Origin of the sequence: Sphingomonas sp. 1185 (assembly GCF_040544655.1) — a bacterium.
Lineage (GTDB): Bacteria > Pseudomonadota > Alphaproteobacteria > Sphingomonadales > Sphingomonadaceae > Sphingomonas.
The window spans coordinates 1-20,333 of the sequence record NZ_JBEPKL010000018.1 but is presented as its reverse complement, the minus strand read 5'-3'; the positions used below and the strand labels follow the sequence as shown (position 1 = coordinate 20,333).

Sequence of the window (20,333 nt, the reverse complement as noted above, 5' to 3'; positions counted from 1 at the left end):
CAATCGACCGCCAGCCAGTCCGCTTTCGACCAGCTCAAGACATCCAACGCCGTTGATGTGAGCGTCGGCTTTTGACGAAACCCGCCATTCGGGTCGCGGAAACCGGCAGGTCGGCTTGGCGCCCCACTTCGGTCATTGGCGCTCAGCTCGCGATGCCCTGAAAGCGGGCATCAAAATTGCTCGTGCGATATGGCCATAACGTTTGACGATCCGGACAGTCCGGTTTTAACTTACGAATGGCGTAAGCTGCCGTTTGTTAAGGGCATCAAACTGAGTCAGTTTCGCGCTTCCAAGTCAGTCATTGAAGCTCAAGATGTAATGGCCTGAAAGCGCACAAATTATCGTCATAGATCACAATATGTACTGTCGCAAATCATGTTAGGCTGCCTGCCGACCACCAAGTATGTGGTCACCCGCTCCTCGGCGAGCGATGCGCAAGCACCCACGCAGGTCTGGTCCAATCTGCCGCTTCTCACTCAGAGGTCGGTCGCCTGCCGCCCGGTGATCCGGATTGAAGCATACGCGTGCGCGTCATCTGGACGGTCCGGTGCATGGGACGGGTCATCTGCCAGCTCGAGGAAGAACTCGTCGATACACGCGTTGAGATGCAACGGTGCACAAGTGCCGATCCGGCCGACAAGCAGGTTGGTCGCACTTGGGCGCTGCACCACGTCATCCGGCCCCACGGCTAGCGCCATGACATGGTGGCACAATCGCGACTTGAGTTCGGCTGCATATCCGACCGCCTGATAATAACCTGCACGCGCGACGAACTCCGGATTACGCGAATATTTGCATTCGAGCACGAGTGCTTCGCCGCTTTCTGAAATCAGCAGCAAATCGGCGCCGAGAGACCGGTCCTTTAGATCAAGGCCGGCCGTCGCCGCGGCATAAGGCGGGTGTTCGCCAGAGGCGGCCCAAATGCCCGACGCTTCGAACCACAAGGACCACGTCTTTCCTGACCGCTCCATGATCCGGAAGGCCGGACCCGTGCTGCTCGCGCTGATCGGTCGCAACGACACGATCGAGCATCCCCGGGTCCGCAATGCCTGCAACATCACACCTAGCACGCCGAGGTGGAACAGCCGCCACCGAATTTCATCGTCGGGCAACAGCAGCGCATGGATCAGCCGCGCCGGTTCTTCATCGAGGATCATCAGCGCCTCGGCCAGGTGCGCGATCGAGCCCCAGGGCCGGCCGGCACGGGCGAGTGCCTTGAGATCCTGCCGCGATGGCCTGATCGCATCGGCCTGAGCCAGCGGCGCGATGGCAAGGATTCGCTCGGCAGCATCGAGCTGCACGCGGAGTTCCAGGTCGATATCGGGATAGCTGCGGATCGCGCCGCGCCTGACCAGAGAGAGCTGCATGAGCGTCCATTTTAGCGTAGTCGCCAGCAGCATGTCGGGCGACCGCAATGCGCGCCGCCCGATAAAGGCCTTAGGAACCCAGCCATAGCGCACCCGCGTGGCGACCCAGTCTGTGCCTGCACCCGGCGCGTCCGACACATAGGCATGATGCGTCCGCGCCGCCGGCAGGACATCAAGCCAGGTCGCGGTGCGCGTTGGCAATTCCTCAATCAGCGGGAGAATATGCTCAAACAGGATCCGATGGGCGCGCGCCCGGACATCGCGAGCCGTCCAGCGATGGTCGTCCGCTTCATCCTGGGGTGCCGCTAGCCCCTCAAAAAGCTGGCCGCGGCCGATCCAGCGCTTGAGGACTTCGTTGAGCCCAGCCTCCGGGATAGGCGGCGTACTCAAGCGAGCGAGACTATCATCGCCTCGATCCAGCCCCAGTCGACGTCCGAAAAAACGCCGGCCTGCTGGACGCGATCGCGCAAGGCTTCGCGGTCTTGCGGCTCGAGCTGCGCAAGCCAGGTGCCGATGTGCACGACATAAGCCTCGGCGAGGATTCCGTCGCTAAGTGGCGCGCCAGCTGTTGCGTCACTCGCCTCACTACTCGCAACTGTATTTCCGGCGAGCGCCGAACCCAGATAGCCTGCCAGCGCGATGAACAAGGCAGGTCCGAGGATCGTCGCGGAGCTGGCAAAATGCGCCGCGTAGAGCCGTGTGATTGCATGCCGCAAATCGGCCGGCAACAGCCGCGCCCGTTCGGACAGGACCTCGTCGAACAAGTCAGGGCTGAGCGCAGGGATTGGTACGCGGACGAACCGGCGCCCCAACGCCTGCCCGAAGCGAAACACACGCTGAGCGTCCAAGGCGTTGTATGTTCCCAACATCCGCCAATTGGACCCGGCGCGGTATCGCAGCTGAGCGTCCTCGGGCCCGTCGCTGACGCTCGACGCGCCAGGCGACCAGCCAAGCAGGACTTCGCGAGCATCGCTGCCACTATGCTCGGTGCCGATCGAGACCGTGCCCCCGGACAGCCAGGTCAACAAGCCGCCGAAAATGCGGTCCATGTCGGCACGGTTCGCTTCGTCGAGCACCAGCCAGCGATCGTCGGCAATGGCTCGCACCACCCAGCCGGCGCGGAAGCGGATCTGTCCATCAACGATCGTGTCGCCGCCGACCAGGTCACGCGCCGTCCAGCTCTCGTCGGGTGTCGCCCAGAGCGGGTCATGAAATACGCCGCCTTCGGGCACAAATTGCGGATCTTCAGCCAGCGCGCGAATGGCCTTGCCGAGTAACGCAGTCTTGCCGGTGCCGGGCGGGCCGACCAGAATGACCGCCGGCGACGAGCGGATGGCGGTGATGATCATGCGCCACAGACGACTATCGACGCGGATTTCGTCATCATCGTCCCCATCGAGCGGCACCGTCACCACAGCTGACCCCAGGTCACTGCCAAGATCAACCGCGGGCGTGGCTGCGAGGCGATTCTTCACTGCGGCAACAATCTCGTCGGCATCGGCGCTTTGCGTCTCGCTGCGGACGCGCTTCAGGCCTTCGATCAGTGCATCGCCGTTGAGCGTCGCCATATCGCCAGCCCAAAGCTGACCACTGCTGACCGTCGCATACATGGTGATGGTGCGGTGTTCGAAGTTCGGCGTCAGCGAAAAGCTCGACGTCCCCGACGCAGGAATATCTCGGCGCGCTGCTTCCTTGGCAAACGCGCCGAATAAGGTCGATGCCGCGACGATCAGGAAACGATTCTGGTGATAGTCGAACACCAGCAGCAGCGGATTACGTTCGAACAATCGCCCGTCGCTTTGCGCGATCGCTTGGCCGAGTGCCTCGGCGCGCGTGGCCGGCCGGTTGCTAGCATTGAGAATCAGCGTGAACGCGACTGCCTCAAACGGGGCTTCGCCCGGCTCACTCACCCGGATGCGGTACAGCGCGTTTGGACTGCGGCTCAGTTCGATGCCGAAATCATCCGCCAGATTGCGCGTCGTCGTCTTGTCGATCGTCAGCCGCGGATCATTGGCGGCAAGTTCGGCGAGCCGTTCGCGCAGGACACTATCGTTTGCCATCGTCAGGCGCGCACCGATGCCGAGAGATCGATTTCATCGCCAGCCGCGCCGGCATAGAAACGATCGAGCACCGCGGCCACCTGTTCCGCGACGGCGCCGGCCATCAGCGGCGGCACCGCGTTGCCGCACAGGCGATATTGGTCAACTTGACCGCCATAGAATTGATAGCTGTCAGGGAAGGACTGGATCCGCGCCGCTTCGCGCACCGAGATCAGCCGCTGCTGCGAAATATCATAATGAAGGAAGGTCCCCCAATGCGGATCCGGCTTGGTCAGCAACGTCCCCGACAGTTCGTCGGGCCTCAGCCGGCCGTAGCGCTTGGTGTGATCCTTGCGGGCCGCGCGCTGCATGCCGGGCGGCAATAGGTCGTGCGGGATCGAGCGCCAGTCGCCGCCGGCCGGAATATGCTTGGCCCGCGCAATATTGGGCGCAGCGAGCGCGCGGCACCAATGATTGCCGAGCACCGATGCGCCCTCGCGAGACCAAAGCTGATAGGCCGTAGAAGGACGCTTGGCCTTGGCGTAGGATGCGACATCGGCGCCGCCGCCATTGCCGAGCGCTGGCAGGTCATCAATCGCTTCGGCAACCGTGACCGGTTCGGCGAGATGCGGCCCGATCTGAGGAACATCCTGCTGGTTCAGCCGCTTGCGAAAGCCGATCGCATGATGAAAGGTGTGGGCCCGCCCACCTTTGAAGTGGGCCTGCGACAGCGAATAATGCCGGGGCACGGGCAGTTCGACCATTCCGGCAACTCTCGCAACGTCGCGCCTCGTCCCCACCAGAACGACACGGAACCGGTCCTGCGGCACGCCATAATGGGCGGCATTCACGATCTTGAAGGCGACCTCATACCCCGGACAGTCTGGGCTTGGCTGCCCGATCGTGGCCACCAGCTCATCGAAAAAGCGTCCGCCGTCGAGCGAATACATGCCGGGCACATTCTCGAGGACGAACACCTTGGGCGCCAGTCCCTGCAGAATCCTCACATAATGCCGGAACAGGAAGTTCCTGGGGTCCTCGGCCGAGCGGGTGTGCGAGTTGACCGAATAGCCTTGGCACGGCGGTCCGCCGAGCAGCACGTCGAGGTCCCCTGCCGCAAGTGGCGTACCGGCGACCGTCTCGACCGAACGCATCACCGCATCGACATCGATATCCTCGACGGAGCCGCCGAGCGCGACGACATCGCCCTTGGTGCCGCCCGAGGCAGCGTACAGCGGATCAAAGTTCATCAGGAAATTGTGCAGCGCCAGCGACCAGATATCGTTGGCAAACCGGGTTTCGAAGCCATGGGCGTGGAAGCCGCTCGAGAGGCCGCCCGCGCCGCAGAACAGCTCACCCGAGGTGAACCGTCGCGCTCTACCCGTGCTCGACTGCATAAAGTTCTCCCGTCAACGCATACTTGCCCCGCGCCATAGCTAGCGAAGCAACGCTGTCGCGTAAACGAATTTTGCGGGATTTTGTTCTCTTCTTGTTCCAGTCGCACGAGTGCTCAGCCTGTCGAACGCAGCGGCGACACGCGCGCTTAGGTGGTCTAGACCGCTCGCAGCCGATGCTTGAAATCGTCAACGAAGGCGGCGGCGATCGTGCAATAAGGCGCTTCTGGCGCAGCGAGCGCCGCCATTTCCTCGATCACCCTAATCTGAAGCTGGCCTAGGCTGCGGATTGCGTCGTTGACCTCCGCATGGGCAGTCAGATGGGCCTGGGACAGGGTCTGAATAACGCCGCTGACTTTGACGATAATATATTCGAAGAAGCGCAGGCGTTGCAGCACCCGTGCCCGTTCCTGCACCAACCGCAGCCGGTTAAGGCCATATATCTGGATCGACACGGCGCCGCGGATGCTCAATCCAGCCGCGCTGGCATGCGCTGCCACGACTGCCGCCTGCTCGTTGGCGGCGGGCAAAACAGCCGCGGGCGCGGTCGATTTCGGCAGTGCAAGCCCGGCTGCCGGACCTTCCTCGATCCAGAACAACAGATGATCTGCGGCATCGTCCCGGGTGGGATCGAGAAGCAGCGCGTCCTCGACGGTCAGGTCGGACGACACCGTTTCAGCGCGGGTGCCGCTGATCGGAAAACAGTCGTTCTTTCCAGTCAGCATCGTCCTGTGCAGCACTGCCACGTCATTCACTGCCTGCGGGGTTTTCTGCCGCCGCCTGCGATTGCAGTCGATGCAGCTCGGGAGCAAATTGTCCCACGCCATAGCGAGCCACCAATAGCCGGGGTGATCCGGCGCGCCTTCGACTGCACCCTTGGGCCGATAATGTTCGACGTCGACAGGAGCCTGCGCCCCGTAAAGGGATTCGCAATAGGCACATTTGCCATGAAACAGTTCTTCGAGCCGGCGTTTCACTTCGTCGGCCTTGTAGCTTTTGAACTCAAAGGCGGTGCGCTCAGTACCGGCCGGTAACGCTGCCGACATGTGGTCCTTGGCGCGTTCGAACTCGGTACGTTTATCGCGACCGCGCTTGCTCAACGCTGCTGGCGCCGCCTTCGCCCCCCTGGTCACCTTGCGCATTACAGCGACTCCAGAGCATCAAGAATGCTCTGTCGGGCATCAGCTTCCAGGCCCCGTAGCTGCGCTGCCGTTGCCGTGCGCCGCTGGATAAGAAATTCGCTTACCGCGGACAGGACAAGCCGTTGCGCCTGCGAGCTTCCCAGCGGCAGGGACTCATTGACTTGCTGCTGCAGCTCCGCGACCGCGTCAGCTTCTTCCGCTGACATGGCGTCGCCAGCTTCGCTTCGCGCGAGAAGGCCCGCCAGCTCAGCAAGCTTGCGTTCAATCGTGGGCGAATCAGTGGTGAACATTTCGAACAGGTCCGAGGTCAACAGCTGCTCGATCGTCATCGCCTCGATGTCGGGCAAGTCGATCCGCTCTTCGATAGCATAGGGCATTTTATGCGTGGTGCCCGTGTTGCGGACCCGGTTGAAGACCGAGACCTCGCCATTGTGCATGCCACGTACGCATAAGGGGTCATGGCTGGTGGCGATGATCACGGATTGTGGGAACGCACGCCGCAGCGCAGCCATGATTTGCATCTTCCAGCGTGGATGGAGGTGCGCCTCGATCTCGTCGATAAGGATGATCGCACGCGCCTCGTCGAGCGGGCGGAGATTGCGATCGCTCCGGCCCATAAATCCTTCCAGCATATCGCATATCATGGCGAGAACCGACCGATAGCCGGACGAAGCGACTTGCAAAGGGGTGCGGATCGGTTCGGACAGCGGATCCTCGCTAACACGCGTTATGAGGACGCAGCGTTCATTCGCCCGGTCGGCCTCGAGCACATCAAAGTCGCCATCGATCGACAAGATGTCGCGAAGCGCGCGTACGACCATCGCGAACCGCGCACTGTTCAAGCTCAGCAGCCAACTTTCGGGATTCGGAAGAACGATCTGCGATTGAAACAACGTGCCGACATGGCCGAGACGCGGCGCGCGCTTGCTGCTCGCGCTGTAATGGCGAAACGCTCCGTAAGCGAAGACCGGCGGAAGATTGCCGGCACGATTGTCCTCCGCAAATTCTACGCCTAGGTGCAACGTCGTCTCAGCGCCATCTTCGAATTGCAGCGTGACCAAACCGCTTCCCGGACCAGACGTTCCGATCGCGCCCATGAGGTCCGGATCGAGAATGAATGTGTTCGCGGCCTTGCCGATATTTCCCCGCACCCGCTCGCCACAAAGCGCAAGCGCGACCCCCTCCAGCAGTGAGCTCTTGCCCGCAGCATTTTCGCCCAAGATCAGCAGCGCAGCTGCCTCGGGTGCCAGACCGGCTGATGGATCGCCTGCAACAGGCTCCGGCACCACGATATCCATCCGCTCAAGCGATTTGAAATCACGCAACAGGATCCCGGTCAATCGATGTGTGGGACCCGGTCGTGTGGCGGCCCTTGCCGCAATCTTGAGCCGCTCTGGACTCCGGATGGCCTCCATCGCGTCCTCAAGGGCTTTACGCCCGATATCGGTGCGCCAGATCCGCTGCAGCTGATTGCCAATTTGCCTGCGCGACGTCTGTGCAGAACGCCCAAGACGCCGCAGCGCGTCGGCCAGGAGGCGGCGCAGTAACAGATACCAGACACCGCCGAACTCGAGCTGCGCGAAATCCAAGACCGACGACGCGATTTGCTTGTCGAACTCGGAAAACAGCAAGTGAAAATACTGGTCAAACGCCTGGAACCGGGCATTAACGAGCTCGTCCCGGTTCAGGTTGAATACTTCGATCGTGGCGCCGCCGGCCCGTGACCGTGGTTGTACCAACCCGCCGAGATCGACGCTAAAATGAGCGTCATAGGCCCTGACGCGACAGGGGTCGATCAACAGCGGCTTGTCGCGGTGCGCCTGTCGCCACACGCCATAATTCTCGGTTACAAAAGCGGTGAATTCATCGCGCGTCGGCAGTTTTCCGCGGCGCCCGTCTCGGACAGGGAACTGGCGCTCGGACCCTCGCGCGCAGCCTTCGCAGATCGCATAATGGTTGTTCCAATCCGTCCGCAGCCAGACATAATAGAGATGCGCGAACTCGGTTGCCGCGAGCGGCGAGGCCTGCTCGGGCGGGCGGAACAAGCGAACATTGATCGGCGCTCGGGATTCACAAAACGCGCATTTCGAGCGGAAAAGCGAGTCCAGTGCCGCCAGCATCTCGGAATCCGGCTCGAACTGGCGCGGTGGCGGCGGACTCTGCGCCTGACGAGCCGCGTCTTGCCCCAGATATGCCAGCAATGCTGCACGCTCGGCAGCGGCTGGCTTACCTTGAAACACCCCGGGCGGCGGCACTTTCGTGCGGTCCACAAACTGCATGATACGTGACGATCTCCCTCGCGAGCTATGGTCGAGTCTTTGCCTTTGTTTCGCAAGAAGAAACTGGTAGCATCGATCTGGGAGGGGCAATGAAAACGCAAGTCGACACCCTAGATGCCGTACCGTCAAAGCGGCTTTTTCTCTCTATCATCGCAGACTATGACCTAAGTAGATCGATCTGCGAGCTGGTTGACAATGGCTTCGATGTGTGGACTCGCGCGGGGCGCGCTGAGGCGATCGTCATCGACGTCTGCCTCGATGACCATAATCGGACAATACGAGTTGAGGACAATGCTGGCGGCCTTGCGCGCGAAGAGCTCAAATACATCGTTGGCCCGGGGCAAACCGGCTCGACGGACACAGACGAGACCATCGGCATTTTTGGTGTCGGAACCAAGCGCGCTGTTGTAGCGCTTGCAGCGCAGATCCGGATAACAACCCGCTATCGGGAAAATCCGACCTACCAGATAGAATTCGATGACAGTTGGCTAGAGGATGACGAATGGGCGCTCCCCTTGTTCGAAGTGGACATGATCGCGCCCGGGACGACCTGCGTCGTCCTTCAACAGCTGCGCGTCGCGATCGGCGAGGAGCAGGAAAAACAGCTCCGGACCCATCTGGGGGCAACATACGCAAAATTTCTCGACCATGATGGAGTGACACTGCGACTGAACGGGACGGCGATCCAGCCACGTTACTTCGATAATTGGTCATACCCGCCCGATTATCTCCCGCGGCGCTATCACGGGTCGCTCACCGCACCCAATGGAAGCGCGGTTAGCGTCGAAGTGCTGGCCGGGCTGAGCAACGAGTCCAGTCCGGCGTCTGGCGAGTATGGCGTATACTTCTATTGCAACGATCGTCTCGTCGCCCCCGCCATGAAGACGTTCGATGTCGGCTTCACCAAAGGGCAAGCCGGCCTTCCGCACCCCAAGATATCGCTGACTAAAGTGATTGTGACGCTTCGTGGTGAAGCTGCCGAAATGCCCTGGAACAGCAGCAAATCGGACATCAGTACGAAGCATCATGTCTTCGTCGCGCTCCATGACTGGCTCGTCACGGTGGTGAAGGACTATGCCGGCGTATCGCGCGCTTGGATGGGCCAATGGCCGGAGAAGGTTTTTGCCCATACCGCGGGAACGATCGTCGACACGCCGATCTCCGACTTCCCCACCGCGAAGCGCTCGTTCCTCCCGGATCCGCCGAAGTCGAAGCCGCGTATGGCTGAGCGGGTGGCCAAGAAAAACCAGAAGCTGACCCTGACAAAGCCGTGGGCCGCTGGACTCTATGAAGGGGTGGTGGCCGCCAAGGAGGTTGCGAAGCAGCAGCTGACGCAAGCAAACTGGCTGGCGCTCAATCTGCTGGACGTGACCCTGACCACGGCGTTCAAGGATTATCTTGTTCACGAGCAGGGTGATCAGGATAGCGACTCCGACCTCCGCACAATCCTGTCGGCCGGTGACACAGCAGGGCTCAGAGACCGGATCCCGCTGAGCAGCGGCACATGGACCCAGGTCGACATCTTCAGGGCGCGCCAGAAAGATCTCCTCTATGGCCGCGCTACGCCGACGATCAGCGCGCAAGAACTGAAAAAAGCCGAATCGCTCGTCGAAGGGATCTTGAAGAGCCTGTTCGAGATTGAGACCGCGGCATGAGATCGTCTCAAGTCGGCGTCGTCATGGGCGCACCGTCCTTATAGACCGGTCGCACCGTATCGTCGCCGTTCAGGTCCGGTCCGCCAATGATCGCCACCATGCCAGCAGTGGCATATCGTGAGCCGCTCGATGCGACGAACGAAGGCGGCGCTGATCTGCAAAGCGACCGGCAACCTCCGGGCCATGCAAATTCTGCTTGGTCACACCAATATCAAGAATACCGTTCGCTACCTCGGTGTCGATCTTGACGACGCAATCACCCTCGCTGAGCGGACAGAGATCTAATTGGGAGCGGCTCCTCGGAAGCCGAGGGGCCGCTTCCAATAACGTTAAATGTACGACAGCTTTCGGCATCGTCGGCGCGCCACTTGTTGGTCCGCAATGTTGGCAAATGCGGGCGCCGCACTTTAGCTGTTCGAAAGTCCGCTAATCCAGATTGCCCCCCCCGAAATTTGCCAGTCAGCAGCCAGCCAGCTTCTGACGTTCCCAGACGCCGGTCGGGCGAACGTTGAACGTCGGCTTCTTACAACAGGCGCCGTTCGACACGTCGCAGGCGAACGGCAGCAAAGTCCCAGGCCTACCAAAGTCGGCTCCCCGCCAGCGGAACGGGGAGCCGATGGTTCAAATCTCGGTGTTTTCGGCGAGAGCAAGCGCGTCTTCCACATCGATACCAAGATAGCGGACCGTATTCTCGATCTTGCTGTGGCCGAGCAAGATCTGGACGGCGCGCAGGTTGCCAGTCGCCCGGTAGATGATCGAAGCCTTGGTTCGGCGAAGCGAATGCGTGCCATATTCGCTCCGCATCAGGCCGACACCCGTCACCCATTCGTCGACAAGCCGGGCATATTGCCGGGTGCTGAGATGACCACTGTGATCAACCCGGCTTGGAAAGACGTAATCGTCCACAGTGCCGCCCCGTCGCTCAAGCCACGCCAGCAGGCTGGCCCGGGCATCGGGGAGAAGTTCGAATTGAACAGGCCGACCCGTTTTCTGCTGCATGACGATGGCCCGCGTTCGGATCTGCCCTCCGCTGACGACATCGCCAATTTTCATGCGAACGAGGTCGCAACCGCGCAGCTTGCTGTCGATAGCGAGGTCGAAAAGGGCACGGTCCCGCAAGCGGCGGCGCTGATTGAGGTAGAAGCGGATCTCCCAAATTTGCTTGGGCTTCAGGGCCCGCTTCGCACCGACTGCGCGCCCCGCATTCCAGACCGGGCGCTTGAGGGAAGCATTCGCGGTTTCTGACATTTCCATGATCATTCTCCGATGGCCAGAAGCGGCCATTTTGGAGAACGGCTGCAACCCCCACGGAGAGAATGGTGTGAGGCGTGGGGCAGGCAACACGCGGGAGATCGTGGGGGCGGACCATAGCTTCGTATCAATTGACAAACTTTGCCAATCTTTGCTATTTTTCCGACCTTGGAGGTTGCCATGGCCACGATGAATATCTCACTGCCCGACCCTATGAAGCAATGGGTGGAGGCGCAAGCTGACACCGGCCGGTATAGCAATGCCAGCGACTATGTGCGCGACCTTATCCGCCGTGATCAGGAACGCGCCGACAAGGTTTCCGCCATGCAGCGCCTGGTCGATGAAGCCCGAACGAGCGGTCTAAGTGATGAGACGATGGCGGACATCCGGGCCCGGGCGATCAGCCGGGCTGGCTTGCAAGCCTGATCGTGCCTCGCTTCCGTTTAACACGCGCCGCAGTCGATGATCTGACAGCTATCTTTCTTGAGGGCATCGAGCAGTTCGGTCTACCTCAGGCCGACGCTTATCACGAAGGGTTGAGCGCGATTTTCGCGTTTCTCGCAGACTATCCCCATGCCGCGCGCCTGCGCGAGGAGATATCACCGCCTGTTCGCGTGCATCCCTACAAGGCCCATCTCGTGATTTATGAAGTGAACGATGACGACGAGGTCATCATTCTGCGTGTCCGGCATGGTCGGGAAGATTGGATATCCTCGAATTACAACGGTTAGCCTTGGCGAGATAAGGGCATGCGGCAAAGCCGCAGAAATCCCGCCCCACTTGGCGCTTCATACTGAGCGATAAGATTCTGGACGCGACCACAATGCGTCGCTCGCTGATCTGGCTTCGAACGGCAGCTTCCGCCAGAACCAGCCATTCGCTCAACGGGAAGCCGTCTGGCAGCAATAAGCCCATCTCGGTCGCGCGGCGGCGCTTATGCACCTGCGTCCAAGCTACGATGACAGAAGGATAATACCGATCTAAATTTTCAGAATGGTACCTCATCGTCGAGATCGTCCGCAAATTGCGGGTTTGTCGGCTGGATCGGTGGTGGAGGCGGAATAACGACAGCTTGGGCCGGCGGCGGCGGAGTTGAAATCGGTGGAGCTAGAACCGGCGGGGCCGGAATTGGCGGAACTGGAACCGGTGGAACAGGAACTGCCGGCACGGCGGCCGCTGCCCGCTCACTGCGCCCGCGCCAGAAGTTTTGAAACTCGGGTCCCTTCGAATCCGGCGGATATTCGGGCGGGTGGATGAATAGCGGCACAGGGGCGGGGATATCGGGGCCGATCACCACGGCTTCGCCGGGCGCGAGCATCGGCACAAACTGCGCGGCGCCACGATCGAGGTCGCCACAGGCGCGCTCGACCGTTTCGCGATCCTGGTCGTTCGTGAGCCGGTGCACGAACAGCGTGCCCAGCTGGCTCATCACGTCCTGCGGAATGTCCCTCGGCCGCTGGGTGGCAAGGACGCAGGTCAAGCCGTATTTGCGGCCTTCCTTTGCGATGAGGCCGAAAGAATCGAGCTTTACGCTGCTGTACTCGTCGCCGACCGAGCGCCCGAGGAACTGATGCGCCTCGTCGAGGAACACGACCAGCGGCGACGTACGATACGCTCCGGCTCTGGCTTCGGCGAGAAGGAACCGCCCGATGACGTTGAGCAAGATCTCGCGGGTGTTGTGCTCGAACCGCACATCCTTGAACGAGATGACCGCGATATCCCGGCTGTCGTCGGCCAGGAAGGCGCGCAGCTCGTTGACCAGCGACGTACCATTGGTCTTGAAGATACATTCAAGCTCGCGCGAGCCTAGCAAGGTGTTGATCCGCGCGATCAGCGATTCACAATAGCCGAGAGAAACTTGGTCGCCGTCACCGAAGTTGGCGGTATTGTTCCTGCCAGTTCCCCAGACGCACTCGTTCTTTACCTGCCCGGCGAGGTTGGTGATGTCGAAGTCGCATGCCGGATGATGCAGCTGGGCAGCGTGTGCGTTCAGCGCGTTGAAGTAGGCGGCGCGGGGGCGGTTCGCTTTCTCGACCAGACCATTATTGATGTAGAGTCCAGCGGGGACGGCGGCGCCCACTGCGGCGACAAGTTTCAGACTTTTTATCGCCTCCCTGAGCCGTGGCCCCTGACTCTGGCCCGACGGCCTGAACAGCGAAAACAGATCGTCCTCGGTGATCTGGCGATAGGGAAAATGGACGCGCTTGGCGGCGCCGACAGGGGCGTCGAACACGAAGATCTCGTCGACATTGCCCATGTCGGCGAACTCGCCGGTCGGATCGAGCACGATCGCCCGGCCGCCGGCCTTCTTCAGCTGCTGGACCAGCGTGGCGACGGTCCAGCTCTTGCCGCCGCCGGTCGCACCGAACACCCCGCAATGCCGGCCGAAGATCTTCTCGGGCGGCAGGCAGACATCTACGCCGTCGGCGGCATCGATCCGCCCGATGCTGAGCGTCAGCTCATTCTCATCGGCAACGGCATTGCGGATCAGCGTCGCGAGTTGGCTGGGTTCGGCAAGATAGACGCCGTCGCCAATCCGCGGGAAATCGGGCAGGCCGCGTCGCAGCTTGTTCGAGCGCTGCTCGACCGCCGCTAGCAGCTGGATCTTGCCGATCGGATTTGTGACCGCGGATTTGCCGAGCGACGGTTCGACGGTCAGCCGCTCGGCATCGGGAATCTTGGTCTCGACAATCCGCCCGAGAGTCTGGAACCGCTCGCAATCGACGAACACGAAGTCGCCGACCGCGCCGAGCGACAGCCCGCGCCGCTCGGGCACCGCCGCCGCATTGGGCAGGTTCACATGAACATAGGACGCGGTCGCTTGGGTGATCGTGCCGATATAACGTTCTGGATTGATTGGGTTGATGCGGGTCACGTCGTCGGCGCCCCCGCGTCCCGGAGAGTTCTGACACGCTGCATGTGCCGCTCGCGGTCGGTTTCGCCGACTAGATCGGGAAGAGCGGAAACCAGGTCCTGGAACCGGCCGTTCATGAGATGGATACGCGCATCGCCGACCGCCGCCATGCGCTTGAACGCGGCAAGGAACGGGTTCTTGGGATCGGCGACGGCGGGCATCGTTTGCGGTGCGGCATCGAGCTCGGCCGGCGGCACGAATGCCGGATCGCAGATGACCAGTCGCAGCGACATATTGGCCTCGACCGCCGACAGGATCGGCCGGCTAATGTGATCGTCATTAAACCCGAACCCCGAAATCAGCAGCGCCGTGTCGGGCTCGCGTAGCGCCGCCTGGAACGCACCGATCATGTCGAGATAGGGCGCTTCGAAGCTCTCCTGATATTTGCTCGAGCGCGGATAGATCAGCACCGGCTTCCCTTCGGGCCCGCGCGAACGGTAGATGTCGGCGGCCTGCCGGCGCCAATCGAGCGAGCCGTGCAGCTTGTAGAGGTGGAAGACATTTTCGATGTAATCGGGCGCGTCGCGCTGGCCCGAGCGGCGCACGATATCGAACTCGAAATGGCTGCGGTCATAGACTTGATCGAGACCGTGCGAGAAACCGTCGATGATCGTGAACCGATGCCGCCGCGCCGCTTCCTCAAAGCACAGGTCGTAATTGGTCGTGAACAGCTTCGACCGTGCCTTGCGCACGCCGCGGCGCCCGATCTTCTGGATCAATCCTGCATGGGCATCGAGGTTGGTGGTGCGATCGACAAAGTCGACGCGGGCAAGGATCGCCTGTTCGGCCGCTTCCACGAAATCATGGATTCGGATGTAGGTCGGATCGGCGACCGCGGTCTCGTGCAGCTCCAGATAAAGTTTGCACAGCGTCAGCAGCCGCTCGATATTGTCGTCGATCTTCGCGCTCGCAAAGGTATCACAAACCGCCTGGAACGCCGGTGCGCCGACCTTAGTCTGCACCGCAACCCAGACGTCCCACATGCCCGCCGGCGAGAGCTTGGCCGCGTGGTTGGTCGCCGCGAACGACGAACCGGTGCCTGTCAGCACGACGACATTGGTCGCGTTGAGGACATTGAGCAGCGCGCTTTCTACGGCGCGCTGTGTCCCCGCTTCCTCGATGCGCTCGCCATCGGCGCTCATTTTGTCGCTGAACAGCCGCCAGCCATCGCCAGTTACGAACAGACGCAGATGTGCAGCATTGGCTGCCTTGTCGTTCCAGTAAGTCATCCGCCCCCAAGCCACATCATCCCTATGGGCTGGCAGCGTTAGCATCTTTTCCCGCACAGGGCAGTGCGTGAATGCTGCCTTTAGGAATCCACTATCAACCAATCCCGAACGTTCGCGTATCAAACGTCAAATCGCCGCTCGCGACAGAAGTAAACGTTCGGGTCGCACCGAGCAAACGATCCGCCTTCGCGCCTCATGGCAGTTATACTGAGCGCCAACGCCGTTTTTGACAGCTGGCCATCGGTTTCTTGGGATCGGAAAGGAAGCCATAGCATGGGTATGATTATTGTTCGGACTCTAGCGATTTTGCTCGTCGGATGCCACTGCGTCGATACTTCCCTGCGTGAGTAAGGCGACAATCCGTCGCAGTCATTCAAAATACGTCGAAGATGATGGACGTAACATTCGTAGGTTAATCGCTTAAATCAAGGGACCAATTAATGGTATCAAATTCTTTGCGGACACGTGCCGCGTAATCTTCATCAATTGATTTCGCGAAATCAATCAGGCCTCGGATATGTCGGTAGAGGCCCGAGACCGTGTCAAAACCGCGCTCGAGCTGGTGAGCTTCTGGCCCAAATTTCCGCAGGTAGTAGAGATGTTGGCGGAGCCCATCCCTGAAATCACGCGTAAGCTTCGGATGTGGTCCGTCAACGAGCAACCCTAGCACGATCTTGCGCCCGCTAGGCGGGATAATCCGCGTTTTCTTGGCATTGATAGCTAGCCCCATACGCCTGAGGATCGCGGTCGTGTCGCGCACGATCCTCTTTGCTCTCTCCCGGTCATAACCCTGCGTCGTCGAGAAAGTGATATCGTCGCTGTATCTCGTGTAGGTAAGCCCCTGACTGGCAGCGAGTTTTGCTATTTTTTTGTCGGCCTCCACCATGATAAGGTTCGACAGCATCGGGCTTGATGGGGCTCCTTGCGGAAGATAGCCGACGCCCCATTGCGCATAGAATTTCCGCGACCCCCTCTTCCTTACCAACCATTCGGACGACTGCTGGTACCGTTTGCTGTTGGCCGGCGCATGAGTGCAAAGTCTTGCCAGTTCGAACGCGACGAGCGGCGCGTACCCTATCCCACGAAAAACACGGTAGATCTGGATTTCGCTGATCGACCCAAAGAATCCGCTGATGTCGAGCTTAATGAGCCAGCGCGCGCCGCAATGCTGACTCGCACATTTGCGGATCGACGCCTTCGGACGGAATGCGGCGCTTGCGCGATGGACCGGCTGGCTGGCGAGCAGATGTCCTGCGATCCAACGTTGAATATGCATCAAATCTGGTTCGGGAACGCTAATCAGCCGGCGCCCTCCGGAGCGTTTGCGTATCCGAAAATATTGATATTCGAGCGTGCGTTGGCCCGCCACGATATTGCGCAGCTTGTAATAAGGGATGCCAGTCCGCGCAGCTAGGTGCCCCAGCGTCAGGATTGGCGGGAGCGCCGGATATGCGTCGAGGAAATCCGAAATCGCCTCGGCACCCCGGTCGACGACTTCTGGGTCGGCCCCCCTCTCTAGGCCTAGTTCACGATAGCGTTGAGGAGACCACATGGAGGACTACTTTTGAGATCCGCCGCAGGCGGATGCATGCGGCCTACCCGGAGACATGCGCTCGATGAGGGAGGCCGTATGCAACCTCCTGTCAAGCGCGGACTTGTTCTGAGAGCAGCGGAAATCCGCGCCCCAACGCATGCCGTTGAGCATACGCCAATACGTCCTTGCGGACGCGCACTAGCCTCCTGGTGGCCCCCTCAACTGGCGAGGATAATACATATCAGATCCGATGGGGGGAAGCCGTCCCAGACGGTTCGATGAACGGCCATCGAAGTTGAGTTCGGCACGCCCGGCGGCCGTCAGCCGCAACGCCGGTGTCAGATACCCACGTGCGACGCAGCGATCGAGAATGGCGGTGCATTCCTTGACGTCGTATCCGATCGCATAATTAAGCGCGGCGCGGCTGCGGACGCCCTTGGCAACGAGCGCCAGGATCGTCGTCGCACTGATCCCGAGAGGCGCTGGCCCAAACATCGCGGCTGGCACGCCCTCCTCATTGCCCGATAGCTCGGTCAGGATCGCGACTGGATCCCGAGCCAAGATATCAGGGGGAAAGGCGGATGCTTCCTCGGACAGAATTGAACGGTCGGGAAACAATGGCTCCCAGCTCGCTTTTTTGGTTGTCGGTGCCCAGAAGATAGCGGGCACGTTGTTGGGGCAGCCGTGCTCGAAGACTAGGGCGGCCATGCTGTCGGCGAAGCCCAGTCGCATTTTTGGACGCGAGGTTCGAGCGCCATAGACCACGAACATATCCTTGACCTTTTGCCCGATGTCATCCGGCCAAAGAACGTCCTCGAAGGTCGGGCAATCCCGCGCGGTGATCACCTCAGGCCGGCACCGATGTGCGCCGACGCGGCGCTCGCCGCTAATAGTCGCCGTAAAGGCGAGCGCCTTGAATGCGATCTGGTGGCGACTGTGCCACGACATAATGCTCGGCGAATGCCACATTGCCGAAATGAACTCGGTAGTGCGCTTACCCGAGCCGATGATGTCATCCACGACGAAGATCGCTCGCGCGTGCTCTTTGCGCAGCGTCTCGAGAGAGGGGTGATTGAGAAACTTGCCCTTCGCTGTTTTCGCCAGATTGCGAATGAGAGCCGCACATCGCGCTTCACTGCCGAGATCTGCACCGGTGGGTACCGCTGAAAGCGGCGCGAAAGGGGAATCTGGATTTCCCATCGCCTCAAAGTAATTCCGGTCCGGATCGGCCTCGCGTGTCGCGTAAAGCGCAACTGGCCCTTCAACCGCTGCGGCTTCGCGCTCGATAAGTGATTGCAGCGCCCGCTCAAATGCGGAGTGAGATACAAGCGTAAGGGAGCTAAGCAGCCTAACTGCAACTTCCTGATCCAGGTCGTCAAACTGCGACAGCCAAGCCTTTGCCCGGGTGGTGTTCGGTAATCGCAGAGCGATGTTTTCGCCGCCTGCCTGATTGCTGTACCCGCCCGACATCATGCAGCGACCCTAATTGCTTCTAGTCCACCTTCAACACCCTGTTTTAAAGGTGCCGTCGCCACTCAATCTATTCGATTCCCGGGACAACGCAATTAAGCAAGCCGAATCCGATGATAGACCATGCTGGCGGCTGGCCTGCTTGTATCTGACCGCCGGTCGATCAAAAGGAAAAGTCTGGTTCTGACGAAAGCCGTCATTGGCGGAGGCCACCGGGAACGACGGCTTTGTCCCAAACTCGGCTGTCCTGAATTTGGGACAAAGCAATGTGATGAGCGAGGACTACCGATGAATCGTCACCAAGGCTCTATCGGCTCATATTCGAGTAAAAGATACCGTTAAGCCGCCCTCGCCACCCGAATTTCCCAATAATCTGAGTGCCCATCGCTTTCACCTCGGGCGCGCCATCGAACATTTCGGATTGATCGCCTGACCCATGCCGTTGCGCGTCGCGCGCGTCGCGCACCGCTGGGGCTTTTGCCGTGGGGGTGGCGCGGTGTACGGAACGGGCAAGGGCTCCGTCAGCGAGTCGTCGTGCTCGGGCGTGCCGGGCCATCCGGGATAGAGGCTGCCGCGTGACGATCATCTCCGCCCCCACCGACTATCGGGAGGCCGCGCGCCGGCGGCTGCCGCCGTTCCTGTTCCACTATATCGACGGCGGCGCGAATGCCGAGCACACGTTGCGCCGCAATGTCGAGGATCTGGCCGGGATCGAACTGCGCCAGCGGGTCCTGCGCGACGTCGCCGATCTCAGCCTGGAGACCGAGCTGTTCGGCACCCGCATGGCGATGCCGGTGGTCCTGGCGCCCGTCGGGCTGACCGGCATGTATGCCAGGCGCGGCGAGGTGCAGGCGGCGCGCGCGGCGGCGGCCAAGGGCATTCCCTTCACCCTGTCGACCGTCTCGGTCTGCGCGATCCGGGAAGTGCAGGCGGCGTCCGCCGCGCCGATCTGGTTCCAGCTCTATGTGCTCAAGGATCGCGGCTTCATGCGCGACGCGCTGGAGCGGGCGCAGGCGGCGGGGGTGACGACCCTGGTCTTCACGGTGGACATGCCGACGCCCGGTGCGCGTTACCGCGATGCGCATTCGGGCATGTCGGGACCCAATGCCGCGTTTCGCCGGATGGTGCAGGCGGTCACGCATCCGCGCTGGGCCTGGGATGTGGGCTTGCGCGGGCGGCCGCATGACCTGGGCAATATCTCGACCTATCGCGGCGCGCCGACCGCGCTGGCCGACTATATCGGCTGGCTGGCGACCAATTTCGATCCGTCGATCGCCTGGCGCGACCTGGAATGGATCCGCGATGTCTGGAAGGGCGCGATCGTCATCAAGGGCATTCTCGACCCGGAGGATGCGCGCGACGCGGTGCGCTTCGGCGCGGACGGGATCGTCGTGTCCAACCATGGCGGGCGGCAGCTGGACGGCGTGCGGTCGAGCGCGCGCGCCCTGCCCGCCATTGCCGACGCGGTGAAGGGTGAACTCCGGCTGCTCGCCGATTCGGGTATCCGATCGGGGCTCGACGTGGTGCGGATGCTGGCGCTGGGGGCGGATGCGGTGATGCTGGGCCGCGCCTTCATCTATGCGCTGGCGGCGGACGGGGAGGCCGGGGTCGCCAACCTCCTCCGCCTGATCGACAGCGAGATGCGCGTCGCCATGACCCTGACCGGCGTCCGTTCGGTCGCCGAACTCGACCGGACGGCGCTGGCCGGGCGCATCGCCTAGAGCAAATTCCGAGCGTCTTGAATCGATGGGGGATTCCCAAGCGGCTTGAAGTCTGATTCAAGATCGTCACCGGCGACAGGAGGCCGGTCAGATGGGCAAGCCGTTGTCGATGGATCTGCGCGAGCGGGTGGTTGGTGCGATTTCGGGAGGCATGTCACGCCGGGCAGCGGCCGCACGGTTCGGGGTGAGTGCCGCCAGCGCGGTGCGGTGGGCGGCGCTTCAGCGCGATCATGGAAAGCCCGTGGCCAAGCCGCAGGGAGGAGACACGCGCTCGGCCGCGACCGAAGCCAAGGCGGCACGCATCTGGGCGCTGTACGAGGCAGCCCCTGACATCACGC

14 protein-coding genes and 2 pseudogenes are annotated in these 20,333 nt (G+C 61.3%); 6 read left to right on the top strand and 10 right to left on the bottom strand.

From position 1 onward, the window contains the following. Positions 1 to 476: 476 nt before the first annotated feature. From ABIC44_RS12755 to ABIC44_RS12735, 5 genes are all read right to left on the bottom strand, one after another. A complete protein-coding gene (locus tag ABIC44_RS12755; protein ID WP_354295842.1) occupies positions 477 to 1,757 on the bottom strand; it encodes a hypothetical protein in 1,281 nt (426 codons plus the stop codon). Beyond that, a complete protein-coding gene (locus ABIC44_RS12750) occupies positions 1,754 to 3,427 on the bottom strand; it encodes an AAA family ATPase (protein ID WP_354295840.1) in 1,674 nt (557 codons plus the stop codon). Before ABIC44_RS12750 ends, ABIC44_RS12755 begins: the two co-directional genes overlap by 4 nt. A gap of 2 nt (positions 3,428 to 3,429) precedes the next feature. Further along, a complete protein-coding gene (locus ABIC44_RS12745; RefSeq protein ID WP_354295838.1) occupies positions 3,430 to 4,803 on the bottom strand; it encodes a DNA cytosine methyltransferase in 1,374 nt (457 codons plus the stop codon). 155 nt (positions 4,804 to 4,958) lie between these two features. After that, positions 4,959 to 5,942, bottom strand: coding sequence for an HNH endonuclease family protein (locus ABIC44_RS12740; protein ID WP_354295836.1), 984 nt, complete (start codon positions 5,940 to 5,942; stop codon positions 4,959 to 4,961). Next, positions 5,942 to 8,221 (bottom strand): AAA family ATPase, encoded by a 2,280-nt coding sequence (locus tag ABIC44_RS12735; protein WP_354295834.1) that lies wholly within the window; start codon positions 8,219 to 8,221, stop codon positions 5,942 to 5,944. The genes ABIC44_RS12740 and ABIC44_RS12735 overlap by 1 nt, the downstream gene beginning before the upstream one ends. Positions 8,222 to 8,226: 5 nt before the next feature. Here ABIC44_RS12735 and ABIC44_RS12730 point away from each other — a divergent pair, with 5 nt between their 5' ends. Then, a complete protein-coding gene (locus ABIC44_RS12730; protein WP_354295832.1) occupies positions 8,227 to 9,876 on the top strand; it encodes an ATP-binding protein in 1,650 nt (549 codons plus the stop codon). 120 nt (positions 9,877 to 9,996) lie between these two features. Further along, positions 9,997 to 10,161, top strand: a pseudogene (locus ABIC44_RS12725) (integrase); the annotation flags it as partial. Between the two features lie 336 nt (positions 10,162 to 10,497). On the opposite strand, the gene ABIC44_RS12720 reads toward ABIC44_RS12725, so the two are convergent. Beyond that, positions 10,498 to 11,130 carry a tyrosine-type recombinase/integrase gene (locus tag ABIC44_RS12720; RefSeq protein ID WP_309704241.1) on the bottom strand — a complete coding sequence of 211 codons (633 nt, stop codon included), beginning with the start codon at positions 11,128 to 11,130 and terminating at the stop codon, positions 10,498 to 10,500. Positions 11,131 to 11,307: 177 nt separating this feature from the next. On the opposite strand from ABIC44_RS12720, the gene ABIC44_RS12715 reads away from it, so the two are divergent. Together ABIC44_RS12715 and ABIC44_RS12710 are read left to right on the top strand one after the other, a co-directional pair. Next, positions 11,308 to 11,553: a type II toxin-antitoxin system ParD family antitoxin gene (locus tag ABIC44_RS12715; protein WP_309703870.1), complete on the top strand. Its 246-nt coding sequence runs from the start codon at positions 11,308 to 11,310 to the stop codon at positions 11,551 to 11,553. Between the two features lie 2 nt (positions 11,554 to 11,555). Then, positions 11,556 to 11,858: a type II toxin-antitoxin system RelE/ParE family toxin gene (locus tag ABIC44_RS12710; protein WP_309703868.1), complete on the top strand. Its 303-nt coding sequence runs from the start codon at positions 11,556 to 11,558 to the stop codon at positions 11,856 to 11,858. Positions 11,859 to 12,115: 257 nt separating this feature from the next. Here the strand turns inward: ABIC44_RS12710 and ABIC44_RS12705 are convergent, their stop codons facing one another. The 4 genes from ABIC44_RS12705 to ABIC44_RS12690 form a co-directional block, all read right to left on the bottom strand. Next, positions 12,116 to 14,002 (bottom strand): ATP-binding protein, encoded by a 1,887-nt coding sequence (locus ABIC44_RS12705; RefSeq protein ID WP_354295830.1) that lies wholly within the window; start codon positions 14,000 to 14,002, stop codon positions 12,116 to 12,118. Continuing rightward, complete coding sequence (locus tag ABIC44_RS12700) at positions 13,999 to 15,285, bottom strand: SIR2 family protein (RefSeq protein WP_354295828.1); 1,287 nt, start codon at positions 15,283 to 15,285, stop codon at positions 13,999 to 14,001. The genes ABIC44_RS12705 and ABIC44_RS12700 overlap by 4 nt, the downstream gene beginning before the upstream one ends. Positions 15,286 to 15,682: 397 nt before the next feature. Next, positions 15,683 to 16,822 (bottom strand): reverse transcriptase family protein, encoded by a 1,140-nt coding sequence (locus ABIC44_RS12695; protein ID WP_354295826.1) that lies wholly within the window; start codon positions 16,820 to 16,822, stop codon positions 15,683 to 15,685. 180 nt (positions 16,823 to 17,002) lie between these two features. Next, complete coding sequence (locus ABIC44_RS12690; protein ID WP_354295824.1) at positions 17,003 to 18,277, bottom strand: phosphoribosyltransferase-like protein; 1,275 nt, start codon at positions 18,275 to 18,277, stop codon at positions 17,003 to 17,005. Positions 18,278 to 18,849: 572 nt separating this feature from the next. On the opposite strand from ABIC44_RS12690, the gene lldD reads away from it, so the two are divergent. Together lldD and ABIC44_RS12680 are read left to right on the top strand one after the other, a co-directional pair. Next, the gene (gene lldD / locus ABIC44_RS12685) at positions 18,850 to 19,995 is read left to right on the top strand and encodes an FMN-dependent L-lactate dehydrogenase LldD (RefSeq protein WP_354295822.1); all 1,146 of its coding nucleotides are present in this window, start codon (positions 18,850 to 18,852) and stop codon (positions 19,993 to 19,995) included. A 91-nt stretch (positions 19,996 to 20,086) separates the two neighbouring features. After that, positions 20,087 to 20,333 (top strand): annotated as a pseudogene (locus tag ABIC44_RS12680) (IS630 family transposase); the annotation flags it as partial.